The organism is Rhodococcus sp. IEGM1428 (assembly GCF_050321865.1).
GTDB lineage: Bacteria > Actinomycetota > Actinomycetes > Mycobacteriales > Mycobacteriaceae > Rhodococcoides.
Window position 1 is genome coordinate 393,469 of sequence record NZ_JBNQFW010000001.1, and the last position, 12,260, is coordinate 405,728.

General features: G+C 63.2%; 14 protein-coding genes. 8 read left to right on the plus strand and 6 right to left on the minus strand.

All coding sequences use genetic code 11. The features are described 5' to 3' along the window. Positions 1-25 precede the first annotated feature (25 nt). Positions 26-1,339 (minus strand): lipase family protein, encoded by a 1,314-nt coding sequence (locus ACQR3T_RS01950; protein ID WP_428692376.1) that lies wholly within the window; start codon positions 1,337-1,339, stop codon positions 26-28. Beyond that, positions 1,336-1,899, minus strand: a complete 564-nt coding sequence (locus ACQR3T_RS01955) for a TetR family transcriptional regulator (protein ID WP_428692377.1) — start codon at positions 1,897-1,899, stop codon at positions 1,336-1,338. The genes ACQR3T_RS01950 and ACQR3T_RS01955 overlap by 4 nt, the downstream gene beginning before the upstream one ends. Positions 1,900-1,975: 76 nt before the next feature. Between ACQR3T_RS01955 and ACQR3T_RS01960 the strand changes: the two genes are divergently transcribed. Together ACQR3T_RS01960 and ACQR3T_RS01965 are read left to right on the plus strand one after the other, a co-directional pair. Further along, the gene (locus tag ACQR3T_RS01960) at positions 1,976-2,773 is read left to right on the plus strand and encodes an SDR family NAD(P)-dependent oxidoreductase (protein WP_428692378.1); all 798 of its coding nucleotides are present in this window, start codon (positions 1,976-1,978) and stop codon (positions 2,771-2,773) included. A 41-nt stretch (positions 2,774-2,814) separates the two neighbouring features. Continuing rightward, complete coding sequence (locus tag ACQR3T_RS01965; protein ID WP_428692379.1) at positions 2,815-3,765, plus strand: alpha/beta hydrolase; 951 nt, start codon at positions 2,815-2,817, stop codon at positions 3,763-3,765. 94 nt (positions 3,766-3,859) lie between these two features. On the opposite strand, the gene ACQR3T_RS01970 is transcribed toward ACQR3T_RS01965, so the two are convergent. Further along, on the minus strand, positions 3,860-4,585 hold the full coding sequence (locus tag ACQR3T_RS01970) for an SDR family oxidoreductase (RefSeq protein WP_428692380.1): 726 nt from the start codon (positions 4,583-4,585) through the stop codon (positions 3,860-3,862). A gap of 131 nt (positions 4,586-4,716) precedes the next feature. On the opposite strand from ACQR3T_RS01970, the gene ACQR3T_RS01975 reads away from it, so the two are divergent. Beyond that, a complete protein-coding gene (locus tag ACQR3T_RS01975; RefSeq protein WP_094608197.1) occupies positions 4,717-5,133 on the plus strand; it encodes a MerR family transcriptional regulator in 417 nt (138 codons plus the stop codon). Here the strand turns inward: ACQR3T_RS01975 and ACQR3T_RS01980 are convergent. Then, complete coding sequence (locus ACQR3T_RS01980; protein WP_428692381.1) at positions 5,120-5,986, minus strand: alpha/beta fold hydrolase; 867 nt, start codon at positions 5,984-5,986, stop codon at positions 5,120-5,122. The genes ACQR3T_RS01975 and ACQR3T_RS01980 overlap by 14 nt on opposite strands. Before the next feature lie 165 nt (positions 5,987-6,151). Here ACQR3T_RS01980 and ACQR3T_RS01985 point away from each other — a divergent pair, with 165 nt between their 5' ends. The 5 genes from ACQR3T_RS01985 to ACQR3T_RS02005 all read left to right on the plus strand — a co-directional run bounded on the left by ACQR3T_RS01985 (position 6,152) and on the right by ACQR3T_RS02005 (position 10,784). Beyond that, complete coding sequence (locus ACQR3T_RS01985) at positions 6,152-7,147, plus strand: ABC transporter substrate-binding protein (protein WP_428692382.1); 996 nt, start codon at positions 6,152-6,154, stop codon at positions 7,145-7,147. Continuing rightward, positions 7,144-7,956: an ABC transporter permease gene (locus ACQR3T_RS01990; protein ID WP_428692383.1), complete on the plus strand. Its 813-nt coding sequence runs from the start codon at positions 7,144-7,146 to the stop codon at positions 7,954-7,956. The genes ACQR3T_RS01985 and ACQR3T_RS01990 overlap by 4 nt, the downstream gene beginning before the upstream one ends. Beyond that, complete coding sequence (locus ACQR3T_RS01995) at positions 7,953-8,726, plus strand: ABC transporter permease (RefSeq protein ID WP_428692384.1); 774 nt, start codon at positions 7,953-7,955, stop codon at positions 8,724-8,726. The genes ACQR3T_RS01990 and ACQR3T_RS01995 overlap by 4 nt, the downstream gene beginning before the upstream one ends. Continuing rightward, positions 8,723-9,517: an ABC transporter ATP-binding protein gene (locus ACQR3T_RS02000; protein ID WP_428692385.1), complete on the plus strand. Its 795-nt coding sequence runs from the start codon at positions 8,723-8,725 to the stop codon at positions 9,515-9,517. Before ACQR3T_RS01995 ends, ACQR3T_RS02000 begins: the two co-directional genes overlap by 4 nt. A gap of 106 nt (positions 9,518-9,623) precedes the next feature. Beyond that, positions 9,624-10,784, plus strand: a complete 1,161-nt coding sequence (locus ACQR3T_RS02005) for an alpha-hydroxy acid oxidase (protein ID WP_428692386.1) — start codon at positions 9,624-9,626, stop codon at positions 10,782-10,784. A gap of 41 nt (positions 10,785-10,825) precedes the next feature. On the opposite strand, the gene ACQR3T_RS02010 is transcribed toward ACQR3T_RS02005, so the two are convergent. Next, on the minus strand, positions 10,826-11,578 hold the full coding sequence (locus ACQR3T_RS02010) for a ferredoxin reductase (RefSeq protein WP_428692387.1): 753 nt from the start codon (positions 11,576-11,578) through the stop codon (positions 10,826-10,828). 1 nt (position 11,579) lies between these two features. Next, positions 11,580-12,179 (minus strand): sulfite oxidase-like oxidoreductase, encoded by a 600-nt coding sequence (locus ACQR3T_RS02015; RefSeq protein WP_032377203.1) that lies wholly within the window; start codon positions 12,177-12,179, stop codon positions 11,580-11,582. Positions 12,180-12,260: the final 81 nt, after the last annotated feature.

A 12,260-nucleotide genomic window follows, 5' to 3' on the forward strand; every position in this document is an offset into this window, starting at 1 on the left:
AGCGTTGCTGCTCGGTCGCTGTAACTCAACCGATTCGGCCGGCGAATGCGCGTCCGGTGGACACTGCGAGTCCGAGCAACCCGCGCAACCCCGGCAATGATCCAGCCAGCGACCACACGGTGTTCGTGGACGATTCGTCGGTCGGCTTGCCCGCGAAGCGATCCGAGAGCCAATCCAGGGTGACGGGGGCTGCGAGCGGGTGGAGCGACAGGTGTTCGCTGAGGCGATCACGGATGTATGTGACGTTCGCTCCCGCAGAGTGATACCGGCGCACTTGCCCGTCCACGTCGTCGACGTCGATCATCGGATCATGCACTGCCTGCACCACGAGAAGCGGAAAGTTGGGTGCTGACTTGCCGGGTTGGATGTCCTGAAAAATCTGCACCATCTCGGGCGTCGCCAGAAGGTCTGCCATCGGGATATCGAGGTGTCGCTCCAGATCGTGCATCACCATGGACATGACGGCGTGCACTGTCGTTTTGCGGTGCAGGGATGAGAGCGTTTCGAGCCCCGCCGCAGCAACGTGTTCGCGAACGAGGCGGTCGAGTACGGGGTAGGTGCGACGGAGTCCCTCCACCACCATGGCGGGCAGCGCCGCGAAAACCGTGCCGTTGAGGCGGGAGAATGCAGATCCGGGATCGCCGACGGGCGATCCGAGTGCAGCGCCGACGATGTCGAGTTCAGGGGCGTAGTCGGCTGCAGCCTCCGCGGCCCACGACGTCGCCAATCCGCCACCCGAGTACCCCCACAGCGCGACAGGGGTGGTGGCTGCGAGGTCGAGCGGCTCGAAAGACAGTGCCGCGCGGACGCCGTCGAGTGTGCAGTAGCCGGGCTCGATCGGTGCTCCCCACTGCCCGTTCATGCCCTCGTGATCGGGAAGGGACAGAACCCATCCGCGGCGCAGTGCGTACAGAATGATCATGAACTCGAACTGCGGTACGGAGCCGACGGCTCGCGCGCCCGCCCGCAGGACGTAGGACGGGAAGCACCGATCCGACACGGCGTCGATCGCGCACTGATAGGACAGCAGAGCGCGCTGCGTTCGCGCTCGGCCCCCGACCGGAAGAATCACCGTCGTTACCGCGACACGCGCTGCCCCGTCGAGGCTGGTGGTCCGGTACAGAAGTTGCCACGCCGACACCTTCTGCCGAATGACACCGAACAGCGCGAGGGTCACCTCGCGGGACCGCAACACGGTCCCCGGCTCTACGCGCTCGAATCCGGCAGGGGCCCGATAGAACGGGTCCATGCTGGGAATCGCGATGGTCGATTCCGCGTCGTCGTGGTCGACCGCGGCTTGCGGACGACCGGTCGACGCGGTATCGGGTTGGGTACTCATAGTGGATTACTTCCTGGTGCGGGTGTGATGGTGTCGACGAGTTGGTCGATGACAGCTCGGGAGACTTCAGGTGACGCCGTGTGAGTCAGCAATCCCTCGACGACGAACGTACCGATGCGGAGCATGGCATCGGCTGCGTCCTCGGACAGGCCTGCAGCCTCGATATCTGCGGCGAACAGCGATTCCGCGAAGGTATGAAACCCGTTGTGCCATTGGTCGATGGCCTTGGACTCGGTCACCCGATCGTGAACGGTGGAGACCAACGGACCAACTCTTCGTAGCCGCTCCACCAGCCAGAACAGCCGGTCGGCCAACGGTAGATCCACGACGTCGAGATAATCCGTGGCGTCCTCGGCGGCGATGGCCGTCAGAACAGCGACCAGGATGTCGTCTTTGTCGCCGAAGTACCAGTACAGCGTATTCGCCGTGACACCCGCTGCTTTCGCGAGACGGCTGATCGAGGTGCGATCGAAGCCGTCGGAGACGAACATCTCGCGGGCGGCGATCACGATGTCCTCGCGCTTGCTCTCCCGGTCGTGAAGTCCGCGATTCCTGGGCATACGACAACCATATCTTGAATGGTCTTCAAGACCCTGCTAACGTCCTTGAATACCGTTCAAGAGTGGAGGCAAGTCGATGTCGAGAACCCGAAGAACCGCACTGGTCACCGGAGCATCAGCGGGCATAGGCGCGGCTTTTGCTCGTCACCTCGCGGCTGAGGGGCACAACCTGGTTCTCGTCGCGCGCCGCGAGGACCGACTCATTGCATTGGCGGACGAGCTGTCGTCCCAATACGACGTGCGATGCGACGTCGTGCCCGCAGACCTTGCCGACCGCTCTGCGCCTCGGGCCATCTTCGGGGAAACGAAGTCCCTCGGCGTCGACGTGGATATCCTCGTCAACAACGCGGGCATGTCGGGGAACTCCACGTTCGCAGATGCGCCGTTCGACGCACACGCCGCGGAGATACAGGTGATGATCACTGCCGTCACCGAACTCGCTCATCTCACGGTGCCCGGCATGAAAGAACGCGGGTACGGCCGAATCGTGAATCTTTCATCGTTGGCGGCATTGCTGCCGCCTGGTGCAAGTCTGCTGTACACCGGAATCAAGTCCTATGTCCTGGACATGTCGCAAGCACTCGATATGGAGTTGCGGCCGCACGGCATCCACGTGACTGCGCTCTGCCCTGGTTTCACCCACAGTGAGTTCCACGACGTCATGGGAACTCGCGATGCAGCATCATCGAAGCTGCCCTCTCTGCTATGGCAGTCGCCCGAGGACGTTGTCCGAGCGGGATGGCGGGCAGTGAACAACGGCACGCCGGTGTGCGTGCCCGGGATGGTCAACAAAGTGACTGCTGCTGCCGCGAAGCCGATTCCGACTCGCATCGGCTACTACCTCGGCAAAACCCTCAACCCTTTCAAGCTGTGAGATCCGATCACCACGCTGCTGAAGAACAGAGAGACAAACGCATGACCACCGACAACCACACCGGCTTCACCCGTGCCGAAACATCGTTCATGTCGGACGGAGTTCGATGCGCAGCAACGGTCTTTCGTCCCGCTGGGTCCGCCGCCAAGGCACGGCCGGCAATCGTGATGGCGCACGGATTCGGCACTCCTCGGGCGATGCGCCTGTACGCGTACGCCGAGCGTTTCGTCGAGGCTGGTTACGTGGTCTGCGTCTTCGACTATCGGTTCTTCGGGGACAGTGACGGCGAACCGCGCCAACTGTTGGATGTGGGTTCGCAGCTTGCCGATTGGCGAAGCGCAGTCGACTTCGCTCGCTCGCTCGACGGTGTCGACGAGAACCGAATCGTCGGATGGGGTACATCGTTCGCTGGTGGCCACGTACTCACATTGGCGGGCAACGGCACTCGGTTTGCAGCGGTCATCGCCCAGGTGCCCCACGTCGACGGCATCGCCGCCGTTCGCGCGACCGGGTTCCGGCAGGCGTTGCGGCTGGCACCGGCCGCCATCACCGACAGCGTCCGCGCTGTGCTCGGGCGATCGCCGCGCTACGTCGACAGTGTCGGGCTGCCGGGGGCTCGCGCAGTGATGGTCTCACCGGACGCGATGAAAGGGCGCGACCGCTTGGTGCTCGAGTCCGATCTGAAGGACGGCGACTACCCCGAGACCGTGGCGGCCCGGATACTGTTGAAGATCTGGCGGTATTCCCCGGGCAGTACGATGTCCGCGATCGACTGCCCCACGCTGGTGCAGATTGCGTCCGATGATTCCGTCACCCCGGCTGCCGTCGCACAACGCGCCGCGGCAAGGGTTCGCAAGGCCACAGTACGGACCTACGACGGTGGCCATTTCGATCCGTACGTCGAGCCACTGTTCTCCTCGGTGATACGAGATCAACTGACGTTTCTGGCCGACAACGTGCCCCTGCAACTCCGGGCCGTCCCCTCCGCCTGACCGAACGGTTCGGTGCCCCCCACAGTTCTCGGATCGAATCCGTATGGCCCCGCCCAGTGCCTTTCGGTTGGGGGTCGGGAGTTGGGATGGAAAGTCAGTTCGCTCCGAGTAGTTCGGACATCTGTGCATAGAAAGCTGCGGGATCGCCGGCGAGAGAGGACTTCACCATAGCGGTCCATTCGTCGACGATGATTTCGATGGAGCCGGCCGCCAGACCGTCCAGGGCGGCACGCGGTACTGTGCGGGGATCGATCTTCGGTCCGTCGTAGCCGGCGGCGATGGCGGTATCTGCAGCGCCGAGAAGTACGCCCTGTACGAATGTTCCCTGCGGTGCAAGTTCCAGGCGTACACCGTTCGTCATGTTCCATTCGGCGGCCTTCGCGGCAGAGTAGGCCCCGGATCCCGTTGTGGCGAACCAAGATAGAGCCGACAAGATATTGACGATCGAGCCGCCACCCTGTGTTGCGAGTACCGGGGCGAATGCCCGAATGACGTGCAGTGTGCCCCAGAAGTGTGTGTCCATCTCGCGTCGAACCTCGGTGAGGTCACCGGTGACGAGCGCGGCACCGGTGGAGATGCCCGCATTGTTGACGAGCAGTGTGACATCGGACGCCGTCGACGCCGCCGCTCTCACCGATTCGCTGTCGAGCAAGTCGAGCGTCAACGGCACCACCCGGTTGTCGTCGAAGTCGAGCATTTCGGGTTTGCGAGCTGACGCGTAGATTTTCTCCGCACCTCGATCGAGCAGTTCGAGGACGAAGTGACGGCCGATGCCACGGTTGGCTCCGGTGACGAGGGCGATCTGGTCGGAGAAGTCCATGGGGACCTTGCTTTCTTCGCGAATTTTGGTTTTTTCGGTCCTGATCGGTCCGACATCGACAAGGCTAAAACTTCACGTTAACGTCAAGGGCAAGTCCAAGAACCGAAATATTGCTCCGAGGGAGATACTGGATGCGTATAGGCGAGGTGGCACACCTGGCAGGAGTGAGCACGCGAGCTCTTCGCTACTACGAAGAGCAGGGCTTGCTGGCGTCCGAACGTACCTCCAGCGAACAACGCGTCTACCCTGAGTCTGCCGTCGAGCGCGTGAAGTTACTCCAGCAACTTTTCTCCGCTGGTCTTTCGAGTCGGAAGATTCTGCAACTACTGCCGTGTATAGACAGCGGCCAGAGCTCGCCCGAGGCCTTCGAGATCATGAGAGTCGAACGAGACCGAATCACCGCGGCCATGGCCGATCTGGCCGCCACGCGTGACGTCCTCGATCGGATGATCGACATTGCACACAACCCGACACCCGAACATTGTCCTGCGCTTCGAGACACCCCATGGGCACCGTTCGAGGCGGACGCATCTGCTACGCATCGTTGAACTGCCCGACTCCTTCTGGCTCTGCGTCGATTGCTTCGTCGATCGTTTCTCCCACTGCAGCCGCACCGACCGCAGTCATGATCGTCCCTGCGTGATCGAGTCCCGGCATCGGGGTGATGGACGTCAGGTCGAGTGCTTCGATGTCCTGCGGCGAGTACATCGGGGCGGAATCTGCACCAATGCTCCACTCCGCGTGCAGGAATCGAATCGGCATCGTCAGTTCCCGGAATCGTGAAGCGCCGAAGAACACGTCCGTGGCGTCGGCGACGACAGCAGCCGAAGACAGTCGAATCGTTCCGTCGGCCAGATCGTGGTCGGCGTACGTCCGTAGTAGCGGATCGGCCGGGTCGAGTAGCGGCAGTGACGTCGACACCAAGAACTCGATGTAATCGTCGATGTCGTTCCACCGCTGCTGTGTTCGCGCAATCTTGTCCCCGAAGGCAGCCGCAACGTTGTCCTGTGTGAGACCGGAGGGCGGTGGTACCGGCACACCCCCGTCGACAAGAACGAGACTCTTCACCCGGGTCGGATACCGGGCTGCGAATTCGACCGCTACGAACCCTCCCATCGACATTCCGCACACGTGCACGGAGTCGAGTGCCAAGGCATCCATGATGGCGTTCAGATCGTCTGCGTGCTGGGTCAGCGATGACGGTCCCGTGACCTCCACGCTGTCACCTCTGCCGCGTAGATCCGGTGCGACGAGGGTCAGGTGCGGCGATTCCGCGCGCAGCCAACTCCAGAGCATGCGCTGGCTGGAAACCCCGTGCACGACCAGGACCGGCTCACTGGTCCCGGTGTGCGTTTCGACGACGACGTCTCCGCCGGATACCGGTACTCGATCGATGGTCATGTCTGCAGACAGTAAGGGAAGGCTCCGACCGGCGGGATGGATTTTCTCCACACTGTGCGACCCAAGATGTGGACGGATGATCCGTTCCGAAATGTGTCCTCCGTCACTATCGTCACCTTTCGACGCTGTAGTAGGCAGCGGGTCCGAGCCAACCGAAGGTGATCGATGATGATTCCACTGCGCCGCCGACATGTCCGAACGCGATCGATTGCCGCGACCGCGGGGGTCCTTCTGGCGCTCACCGCGACCGCATGCGGTGGAACGCAAGCCGCGCCTGCGGCGTCGGAGAACGGGCTGACCACCGTCCGTCTCGGCAATGTTCAACTGTCGGACTACGCCGCAGTGTTGTTGGGCGTCGATCAGGGCATCTTCGAGCGCAACGGGTTGAACATCGAGCTCGTCGACATCACGCCGGCGGACCTGGTCGGTGGTCTCCTGAGCGGTCAGGTCGACATGAACCCGAACACCGGTCCCGGAGCGGTGATGGCGGCCGGTAAAGGTATTCCACTTGCCGTGGTCGGCGGCGTCTCCACGTTCGCGGCCGGCCCGGACGGGCGCACCGGGTCGACACTGCTCGTCAAGGCCGACAGTCCTATTCGGACCGCCGCAGACCTACAAGGCAAGACGGTCGGGGTGAACCTCCTCGCATCGGCATCCGAGTACGGGGTCCGAGGTGTCGTCGACCAAGCAGGCGGCGACGGCAGCGGTGTCTCGATCATCGAGGTTCCGTTCTCAGCCATGGGCGAATCACTCACCGCAGATCGCATCGACGCGGCGCTGGTCGGCGATCCCTTCGCCAGTCTTCTGCTGAAGACCGGACAATTCGAGGCACCCATGGGTGACCCCATCGAGGAGGTCTTCGGCCCCGCACCCCGAGTCGTCGTCACCGGTACTCGCGAGTATGTGGAGACCAATCCCGAGGTGGTGGACAAGTTCCAGGCAGCGCTCGACGAGTCCGTGGAGTATGCAGACTCGCACCCCGACGACATGCGCGCCGCCATGGTCGAACACTTCGGCACCCCCGCCGACACAGTGGGAGACACGGGTTACCCGGCACTCGAAAGTCGCGTCGACGCAGCGGGAATCGACGGTATCGCCACCATTCTCCGGGCGAACGGCGCTCTCGATTCATCGGCCGACGTCAGTGGGCTGACCCGATGACCAGTGCGGCGCTGCGCACCGCCCCTGTGTTTCGAGTGCGACCGGTGATGCCCTCCGCAGCGCAGAAGGCAATCGCTCCGGTGGTGCTGATACTCGGTTGGGCTGCGCTGTCGGCGTCGGGGCTGTTCGCCGCGGACACGATCCCCGGGCCGGTTCCGGTGGTTGGCCGAGTATTGGAGATGGCGGCGACGACCTCGTTCTGGACCGACATCGCGTCGACCATGACCGGCTGGGCCCTGGGTCTGCTGTACTCGACGATCATTGCGGTGCCGGTGGGAATTCTGCTCGGGACGAGTGACTTCGCCTATCGCAGTTGCCGATTCATCATCGAGTTCCTTCGGTCCATTCCGACGCTGGGAATCATCCCTCTCGTCGCGCTCATCTACGGAACCACCCGACAGACGGAGCTGACCGTGGTGGTGGCGGCCTGTGTGTGGCCGATCCTGCTCCAAACGATGTACGGGGTTCGGGATGTCGACGGTGCTGCGCTCGAAGCGGCGCGGTCGTATCGGCTGAGTAAGTTTCAGGTCATCCGCTTCGTGATCGTGCCGTCCGCTACTCCGTTCGTGGCCACCGGTTTTCGTATTGCTGCGGTCATGGCGATGCTCCTGGCGATCGGAATCGAACTGTTGGCCGCGGTACCCGGTATCGGTAAGACGCTCGCGCAGGCTCAGATGAATGCGCAGATGGTCGACGTCTTTGCCCTGACTCTGGTGACCGCCCTCATGGGTGTCGCCGTGCTGTATCTGTTCGCCGCGGGCGAGCGCCGGCTGTGCCGCTGGCACCCATCGCAGAGGATTCCATCGTGACCCGCATCCGTTCGATCGCCGTCGAGGCCTGGCTTCCGATTCTGCTCGTCGGGTTGTGGTGGTTCGTGTCCAGCAGCAGTTCGTCGTTCTACTTTCCGCCGCTGCGCGAGATCATGTCGCGGTTCGCGGACCTGTGGTTCTCCGATCAGTTCGCGGTCCACGTCGTGCCGAGTCTCAGAAACTTCGGCATCGGATTCGTCCTGGGCGTCACGATCGGAATTCTGTGCGGACTTGCCTTGGGCACGATGCCGCAGACGCATCGTGCGCTGTCTCCTACACTCGAATTCATCCGGGCCACACCGGTTATCGCTCTGATCCCGTTGACGATCGTGCTGCTCGGAACGGACGTCGTGCAGAAGGTGGCCATCATCGCCTTCGCGTGCATGTGGCCGACGTTGCTCAACACCGTCGACGGAGTGCGCGCCGTCGATCCACTGGTGCGAGACGTGGCACGCAGTTACCGCCTCGGCCTGTGGGATTCGAGCATGCGCGTGTTCCTACGTTCCGCCACACCCCAGATCATCGCGGGAATGCGAACCAGCGTTGCCGTCGCCGTCGTGGCGATGGTGGGCAGCGAGCTGTTCGCGTCGTCCGAAGGTATCGGATATTTCGTTCTGCAGTCCCAGCGCACGTACGCGATGACGGATATGTGGGCAGGACTCATCATGCTCGGACTACTGGGCTACGGACTCAATCTACTGTTCGCTCTATTGGAGAGAAGGACCCTTCGGTGGCACCGACTACGTCTCGAAACGACAGCAACACAATGAACAACCGACCCACGCCCGCAGTGGACGTTCGGAAACTCTGCAAGACGTACGCCGGAGCCTCGAGACCTGTGCTGAGCGACGTCCACTTCACTGTCGAAGAGCGTGAATTGGTCTGCATCGTAGGCCATTCCGGGACCGGCAAATCCACCCTGCTTCGTGCAGTTGCCGGGCTTACGTCCGCCACGGGTGAGGTGTCGGTCAACGGACGAAAGGTCGACGGGCCACCGGCGGATCTGGCAGTCGTCTTCCAGGACTACGGACGTTCGTTGCTTCCGTGGATGCGTGTCGGAGAGAACGTGGAACTTCCACTGCGTCGCATCACGGGCAAGGCGGAGCGGCGCCAACGTGCCGAATCCGCTCTCGAATCGGTCGGACTCGAAGGTCGCGGTGACCTCTACCCGTGGGAAATGTCCGGCGGAATGCAGCAGCGTGCCGCCATCGCGCGGGCGCTCGCGTTCGAGCCTCGCGTTCTCCTGATGGACGAGCCGTTCGCGTCCGTCGACGCCCAGACCCGCGCCGATCTCGAAGACCTGACGATGAAAGTGCAACGCGAGTTCAGGATGACGGTCATCATCGTCACCCATGACGTCGACGAAGCGGTGTACATGTCCAACAAGGTGATCGTTCTCGGGGGAGCTCCGGCATCGGTGACGGCCACCGTGCCGGTGGCACTGCCGGATTCGCGAGATCAACTGAGTACCAAGAGTTCGGAGCTCTTCGGTTCGCTGCGGATGGACGTACTTCGGCGCATTCGTCCGGACCTCGCAGGTCCCGCCGTGTCGGTGGCCTGACGGATATCGAACGAGAGGCGAATCGATGACAGATCCAGCTGACCCGAACAGACCACGGACACATCGGCGGCTTCCTCGTTGGCGAGAGGTGGCACCGTTCCTCGAAATGCGGTCGAGAGAAGTCGATCTCGTCGAACGACGCCTCTCGCGCGCGCATACCGTCGCTGATCTCGCCGAGATTGCTCGGCGCCGCACTCCGCGATCGGTGTTCGAGTACGTCTCGGGTGGTGCCGAGGGCGAGGTCAGCATGGCTCGCGCTCGCGAAGCGTACGAACGAGTCGAGTTCAGACCACACGTGCTGCGTGATGTGAGCGCAGTCGACACGTCGACGTCGATCTTGGGTAGGAAGGCTGCGCTCCCGTTGATCCTCGCTCCGACCGGTTTCACCAGAATGATGCACCACGAAGGCGAAACAGCGGTAGCACGGGCAGCAGAGGCAGCAGGTGTGCCGTACGCGCTCTCGACCATGGGCACCGCAACGATCGAGGACGTGACGAGTACTGCACCGACCGGTGCCACGTGGTTTCAGCTCTACCTGTGGAAGGACAGGGCGGCCAGTAAGGACCTCGTCGAACGAGCGGTCCAGGCCGGGGTCGACGTACTGGTCCTGACCGTGGACACACCCGTTCCCGGCAACCGTCTGCGCGACGTGCGCAATGGAATGACGATTCCCCCGACTCTGAACATGCGGACCCTGACCGACATGACGCGGCACCCCAGTTGGTGGCTGAAACTGCTGACGACCGAACCGCTGGAATTCGCGAATCTGACGTCCTTCGATGGCACCGTCGGTGAGCTCGTGAAGAGTATGTTCGATCCCTCGTTGAGTCTGGCCGACCTCGAATGGCTGCGATCCGAATGGCCGGGAAAGCTTGTGGTGAAAGGAATTCAGGACGTCGCCGACGCACGCGACGTCGTCGAGTCAGGTGCGGACGCGCTGGTGGTGTCCAATCATGGTGGGCGTCAGCTCGACCGTGCACCGACACCTCTGGAACTTCTCCCGGAGGTGGTCGATGCCGTCGGTTCCGGCGTCGAGGTGTACGTCGACACCGGAATCACGACCGGATCCGATCTGATCGCTGCGGTGGGGTTGGGAGCCACGGCCGCGATGGTGGGGCGTGCGTATCTGTACGGGCTGATGGCCGGTGGGCAGAGGGGCGTCGCCTCCGCTCTCGAGATCTTTCGGTCGGAGGCGACGCGGACGATGCAGCTGATGGGTGCACAGTCGTTGGCGGACGTTCGAGGACGAGTGACATTACGGAGCTGATTGCTCCCATTCATGTCCGTCATCTACGCACTCGGCCTCGCTCAGCTCGGTCCGAAACGCTCGGTACGGATGTTCGATGCCGAGTGACCCCGCGCCACCAGCATGTCGGCCACAGTGTCGACGAAGCTCGTGGGGCCGCATATGTAACACCGCGGCTCGAACTCTGCCGGCCATCCGTGGGCGTCGAGGTCCTCGATCGTGATGCGGCCGAGGGGCCGTGCGTTGCCGGCAGGGGCACGCCGCGTGTGGATCATGGTGACATCGACGCCGGCCGGAGGGTGAGCCCACTCGTCGGCGAAGTAGACCTCCGCGGGTTCGCGCACCGAGTACAACACCCGGAAAGGCACTCGTCCCCCCGTCGCCGAAGCCTGCGCGCGAACCATCGCGCGGAGCGGGACGATGCCGGAGCCGCCACCCACCAACAGGATCGGCGGGGACGGTGTCTCGGAGGGATGGGACGGCCGCCAGACGAACCATCGACCCACCGGCCCGCGGATCTCGATGCGATCGCCGACCTCGACGGCCTCGACCAGGTAGGGGGACACCTCGCCGTCCGCGACGTTCTGGACCGCGATCTCGATGCGCGACGTGCCGTCGGGAGCCGACGCCACGGAGTAGCTTCGCTGCGCGCTGTAGCCGTCTTCGGCGGTGAGCTTGACGTCCACGTGCTGACCGGCAAGATGGCCTGGCCATCCGTCGACGTCGAGAACCAGGGTGGACGCGGTGGGTGTCTCACGGCGCACGGTCTGCACCGTGGCAACGAGCCAGGGTTTCGCCCCAGCCGCCGATGTCACGTCAGTCGCCCTGGTACCGCTGCTCACGCCACGGATCTCCGTAGTCGTGGTACCCACCGCGCTCCCAGAAGCCTTGCTCGTTGTTCAGGGTGAGTTCGATGCGTGAGATCCACTTCGCCGATTTCCAGAAATACAGATGTGGAACGAGAAGCCGTGCCGGACCGCCGTGTTCGCGAGTCAACGGAGCGCCGTCGAACTCGGTGACCAGCCACGCCTTCCCGTCCCTGAGGTCCTCGAGGGGGAGGTTGGTGGTGTAGCCGTCGAAGCCGTGCACCACAACGTATCCGGCATCGGTGTCGAGACCGTCCAGCAGAACGTCCAGGCTCACGCCCTTCCAGGTGGTATCGAGCTTCGACCACTTGGTGACGCAGTGGATGTCGACGGTCGGAGTGTCGTGTGGAAGTGCCGCGAATTCGTCCCAGGTCCAGCTGCGAGTCTCGCCCCGTTCGGTGGTGATCGAGAACGACCATGTGTCGGTCGCGACCACGGGCGCGGGCCCGATCGCGAGGACGGGAAAATCCTTGGTCAGATACTGACCGGGGGGAGTGCGCCCGTCGTCGCCGCGTCGGCGGCCGACGAAGCCTTTCGAGATCAGTGCCATGGTGACGAATTGTGCGCTCGTGGTCGGGAGTCTGACAAGTCAGGACGCATTCGACGTGGAGCTGCCCAATATCCGAGAAGG